At 63.8% G+C, this 3,841-nt stretch carries 3 protein-coding genes and 1 rRNA gene; 1 reads left to right on the top strand and 3 read right to left on the bottom strand.

Annotated elements, in window-relative coordinates; genetic code table 11:
• Positions 1-401: ribosomal RNA gene (locus VGC18_RS03225) — 16S ribosomal RNA — on the bottom strand; the annotation flags it as partial.
• Positions 402-1,011: 610 nt separating this feature from the next.
• On the opposite strand from VGC18_RS03225, the gene VGC18_RS03230 reads away from it, so the two are divergent.
• Positions 1,012-1,875 (top strand): alpha/beta hydrolase, encoded by an 864-nt coding sequence (locus VGC18_RS03230; protein ID WP_331094169.1) that lies wholly within the window; start codon positions 1,012-1,014, stop codon positions 1,873-1,875.
• Between the two features lie 5 nt (positions 1,876-1,880).
• Here VGC18_RS03230 and tyrS read toward each other — a convergent pair whose 3' ends face one another.
• Positions 1,881-3,182: a tyrosine--tRNA ligase gene (gene tyrS, locus VGC18_RS03235; protein WP_331094170.1), complete on the bottom strand. Its 1,302-nt coding sequence runs from the start codon at positions 3,180-3,182 to the stop codon at positions 1,881-1,883.
• Positions 3,183-3,204: 22 nt separating this feature from the next.
• On the bottom strand, positions 3,205-3,841 hold a 637-nt coding region (locus tag VGC18_RS03240; RefSeq protein WP_331094172.1), incomplete at its 5' end, for a DUF817 domain-containing protein.

The raw sequence follows: 3,841 nt of genomic DNA on the forward strand, positions 1-3,841 counted from the left end.
ACGCGGCGTTGCTGCATCAGGCTTGCGCCCATTGTGCAATATTCCCCACTGCTGCCTCCCGTAGGAGTCTGGGCCGTGTCTCAGTCCCAGTGTGGCCGGTCACCCTCTCAGGCCGGCTACCCGTCGTCGCCTTGGTGGGCCATTACCTCACCAACTAGCTGATAGGCCGCGAGTCCATCCTTGACCGAAGTTCTTTCCACCCCCTGGAGATGCCTCCGAGGGTCGTATCCGGTATTAGACACCGTTTCCAGTGCTTATCCCAGAGTCAAGGGCAGGTTACTCACGTGTTACTCACCCGTTCGCCACTAATCCGGAGAGCAAGCTCTCCTTCATCGTTCGACTTGCATGTGTTAAGCACGCCGCCAGCGTTCATCCTGAGCCAGGATCAAACTCTCCGTAAATGTTTGATTGCACGAACGGTTCCGGTGAACATTCACCATCGCCCAACGGCACATCTAGATGGCAACGCAGCGACCGGAATAGGTCCACTGTGCTGCCGAGTTGATCTGACTAAATTTGAATATCTACTGACATTCTTATCTAACCAAAGGAATCTCTACCCAGAGCGAAGCTCTGAGTAAGAGGTTGTTTGGCATCGACATTGTGCACGCTGTTGAGTTCTCAAGGATCGGACGCTCCCGGTGTTTCGTCTTGCGACTCGACTGCCGGGGCAACTTCTCTAACCTACCACTCTCTTCGTTCCTGTCAAATCGACCCGCCGGAAGCCTTTCGACTGCCGACACGCACGCTTTGAACTACTACGAGAGTGGGTTTCTCATCCTATGCTCAGTGACAAAGACCCACAAGCAGTTGACCTGCGAATGGCGTCTTGTTTCGAGCCGGATTTGGTCCCTCTTGAGGCCGGGAAGCTCTTCCGCTTTCCGCACCTTTGGGGTGACAAGTAAGAAGATTACGTGTCCATTTGGTGACGCGCAAATTCGAGGTCATCCCGGGCGTGTCGCGCCTTCTGGTCGTCCCGCCAGGGGCGACACCGCGAGTACCGTGTGCCCCATGTTCGAGGGATTCGTCGAGGAGAGACTTGCCGTCGATGGCGCGCAGCTGCGGGTTCGGCACGGCGGAACGGGGCCTGCGGTCGTGCTCCTGCACGGGCATCCGCGAACCCACACGACCTGGCATCGGGTGGCGCCGGCCCTGGCAGGTGACCACACCGTCGTCTGCCCGGACCTGCGGGGATACGGGCGGTCATCCAAACCCCCGACCGACGCACGTCATTCGCCGTACTCCAAGCGAGCGATGGCGAACGACATCGCGCAGCTGATGACCGCGCTGGGACACGAGCGGTTCGCCGTCGTCGGGCACGACCGCGGCAGCTACGTCGCCGCCCGACTCGCGCTGGATCATCCCACCCGTGTCGAGCGGCTGGTCGTGCTCGACTCCGTGCCCATCGGCGACGCGCTGCGCCTCGCGGATGCCCGGTTCGCGGCGGCGTGGTGGCACTGGTTCTTCCTCGGGCAGGAGACCAAGCCCGCCGAACGCGTGATCGATTCCGATCCCCTCGCCTGGTACGGCGGAGATCCCGTCCTCATGGGCGGTGAGAACTACGGCGACTACCTCGCGGCCATCCGGGACCCGGAGGTGGTCCACGCGATGTGCGAGGACTACCGGGCCGGCCTCGGCGTCGATCGAGCGGCCGACGACGAGGATGCGGCCGCCGGTCGCAGGATCGAATGCCCGGTGCTCATGCTGTGGGCGGCACGGGACGATCTCGGTGAGCTGTACGGGGACCCGCTCGAGGTGTGGCGGTCGTGGGCGACGAACCTGCGCGGAGGTCCCATCGACAGCGGCCACCACATGGCCGAGGAAGCGCCGGAGGAACTGGTCCTCCACCTGCGCCGGTTCCTCTCGGAGGGCTGAGCCTCTTACTCGACGAAGACCCCCGCGAGAGTCTTCTTGCCCCGCCGGATGACGGCCATGCCGCCGGGAAGGGTGTGCCCCTCGAGAGTCATGGCCGCATCACCGACCTTGGTGTTGTTGAGGTAGACGCCCCCCTGCTCCAGCGCTCGTCTCGACTCCCCCAGGCTCGAGGCGAGTCCCGTGTCCACGAGCAGCTGCACGACGAGGGTCTCCGGAGGAGTCGTCGTATGGGGAAGCTCCCTCAGGGCGGCCTCCAGCGTCGCGCTGTCGAGCGTCGTGAGGTCGCCCTGACCGAACAGTGCACCGGAGGCCGCAATGGCCGCCTCCGTCGCCCCCAGGCCGTGCACGAGGGTCGTGACGTGGAGAGCGAGGGTGCGTTGCGCCTCCCGCCGGAACGGTTCGGTCTCGACCGCGTCGGCGAGCCGCTCGATCTCCACCCTCGGCAGGAAGGTGAAGATCTTGAGTCGTTCGATGACATCCTTGTCGTCCGTGTTGAGCCAGAACTGGTAGAACGCGTACGGACTGGTCAACGTCGGGTCCAGCCACACGGCGTTGCCCTCGCTCTTGCCGAACTTGGTGCCGTCGGAGTTCGTGATGAGCGGGGTGCCGATCGCGTGGGCCGTGAGACCCTCCGCCTTGCGGATGAGGTCCGTGCCGCTCGTGAGATTGCCCCACTGATCGCTGCCGCCGGTCTGCAGCAGGCAGCCGTAGTTGCGGAACAGCTCGAGGAAGTCCATCCCCTGCAGGATCTGGTAGCTGAACTCGGTGTAGCTGATCCCCGCGTCGCTGTTGAGACGCGCGCTGACGGCATCCTTCTTGAGCATGGTGCCCACCCGGAAGTGCTTCCCGATGTCCCGCAGGAAGTCGATCGCGCTGAGCGGGGCCGTCCAATCGAGGTTGTTGACCAGCCTGGCGGCGTTGTCGCCCTCGAAGGCGAGGAACTTGGACACCTGGGCCTCGAGGTAGCCGACCCACTCGCTCACGGTCTCCTTCGTGTTGAGCGTGCGCTCCGCGCTGGGCCGCGGGTCGCCGATGAGGCCGGTCGAGCCGCCGACGAGACCGAGGGGCCGGTGCCCGGCCAGCTGGAGCCTCCGCATGAGCAGCAGTTGCACGAGATTGCCGAGGTGCAGGCTCGGCGCCGTCGGGTCGAAGCCGCAGTAATAGGTGATCGGCTCGCCGGCGAGAAGCGCCTTGAGCTCGGTCTCGTCGGTGGAGACGTGCACGAGCCCGCGCCAGACGATCTCCTCCCAGATGTCGTCGAAGGAGTCGTCGTTGCGCTGGGTGGAGAGGACCTCGGATGCTGACACCGGGCAAGAATACCAGCGGCGGCTAGCGTGCTGCGGGAGAGACCTCCGGCGCGCGCGGCCGGTAGACCCAGGTGACGAGAACGACCGAGATGATCATGAGCAGCAGCCAGGAGACAAGCTTGGTGATGGAGACGGGCTGCCAGCCGTCCGACTGATTGGGATAGACCCAGGCATTCGACCAGGTCGCGACGTTCTCGGCGATCCAGATGAACAGCGCGACAAGCAGGAAGGCTAGCACCACCGGCATCCTGAGCCTCAGTCGGAAGACGCGAAAGTGCATCACGCACCGCCCGAACACGGCGAGGACGGCGACGACAAGCACCCAGCGGAAGTCCCAGATGTAGTGATGCGTGAAGAAGTTGGCGTAGATGAGCAGTGCCAGGATGGCCGTGACCCAACGGCGGGGATACCGATCGAAGCGGAGGTCGAACAACCGGAAGACCCTGACCAGGTAGGAGCCGACCGACGCGTACATGAAACCGCTGTAGAGCGGGACGCCGAAGACGTGCAGCACGCCTGGACCCTCGTACGCCCAGGATCCGACGCTGGTCTTGAACAGTTCCATCCCCGTGCCGACGAGATGGAACAGCACAATGACACGCAGTTCCCGCAGCGTCTCCAACCGGAAGACCACCATGAGCAACTGGATGATCACCGCG

The organism is Lacisediminihabitans sp. (assembly GCF_036404185.1).
Lineage (GTDB): Bacteria > Actinomycetota > Actinomycetes > Actinomycetales > Microbacteriaceae > Lacisediminihabitans.